This is a genomic window from Lysinibacillus sp. CTST325 (assembly GCF_054665055.1).
The window spans coordinates 1-1,271 of the sequence record NZ_BAAFHO010000038.1 but is presented as its reverse complement, the minus strand read 5'-3'; the positions used below and the strand labels follow the sequence as shown (position 1 = coordinate 1,271).

The following is a 1,271-nucleotide window of genomic DNA, read 5'->3' as shown; positions in this document are numbered from 1 at the left end:
TCAAAATCCTTACGGTACCGTATTTCCTTTGATTTTTCGAAGCCAAATACGTGCCGGTTTCCATAGTACTGCTTTTAAGTACCTACTAATTTGTAAGTACGTCCGTGAACTGTTTGTGTGAAGCTGTGTTAGCACGTTTAAGCAATAAACGATCATCGCAATGTACACCTGATTATGCACAGCTTGCTCGCTTTGACCGTAGAACTTTTTAATGTTCAGATGCTGTTTCATCCACTTGAAAAACAATTCGATTGCCCACCGTGACTTATACAGTTCAGCGACTTCATCTGCACTTAAATCAAAACGATTCGTCATCAGATGTAGTTCTTTACCATTTGGATCCAGTACTTCGATACGGCGAAATACATTTTCAGCACGATTTTGCGTGTTGCCAATCAGAATCATTTCATCCGATAATACTGATGATTGTTCAGGTACTTCAAATGATTCAATCACACGTGTTATGGCGTTTTTTCGTAAGCGTGAGATAAAGAAAAATCCGTCATCTGTCATGCGGTCAAAGCGCTTATAATCTAAGTAGCCTCGGTCAAACACGTACATACACTCCTTGTCATCAACGAGAATTTCAAGCTGACCACGATCATGTTCTTTCGCATTCGTCAACACCGCTTTATCAGGGTATGAACGACCTTTATCTAGATAAACAAGGCGCAAATGTAACTTCACACCTGATTTTGTTTTACGGAATTCAGCCCATCTATGGTTGTTTAAGTTCAATGGCAATGTGCTGGAATCAATGATTTTAAGTGGTGTTGTGATTTTTCGACGCTGCTCAAAATGCGTTTTCTCATGAATTTGCGTGACTAAGTCTAGAAAAATCTGTTGGAAAAACTCAGATGGCACTTGGTTTAATCGCCTGCCTAATTGCGAAAAGCTGATGGACTCTAAATAAGTTGCTTTTTGTAAGTCGTCTGATAACAGTGTGTCACTGATGGCGCGTAGACTTTCGGTTTCATTCAGCTGTGCAAACAGTAATAATTTCAAGAATGAAGCGATGTGAAGCTTCTTTGTATAGTAATTTAATTGATGAATTTCAACTAATTTCTCCATTTGTGTAGAAGAAATAGGTGAAAACCATTGTTCAAATGATGTTTTTCGTGTAAACTTATCCATGCTTATGTCCTTTATTTTGGATTTGGATGGTTTACTACTGCCCAACCATTATAAAGGCTTTTTTTATGCACGGATAATATTACAGAAAATTCAGTTTTTTAAAATTACGTTGAATTATTTTAATGCGACGCTAGTGA

General features: G+C 37.6%; 1 protein-coding gene. It reads right to left on the bottom strand.

Going from position 1 to position 1,271, the window contains the following annotated elements:
- Positions 1-9: 9 nt before the first annotated feature.
- The gene (locus ACYQ73_RS28080) at positions 10-1,134 is read right to left on the bottom strand and encodes an IS4 family transposase (protein WP_460015455.1); all 1,125 of its coding nucleotides are present in this window, start codon (positions 1,132-1,134) and stop codon (positions 10-12) included.
- Between the last annotated feature and the right edge of the window lie 137 nt (positions 1,135-1,271).

Bases quoted from the DNA above. Each gene is read 5' to 3' on its own strand.
- ACYQ73_RS28080 (WP_460015455.1), bottom strand. From the start codon at position 1,134: ATGGATAAGTTTACACGAAAAACATCATTTGAACAATGGTTTTCACCT.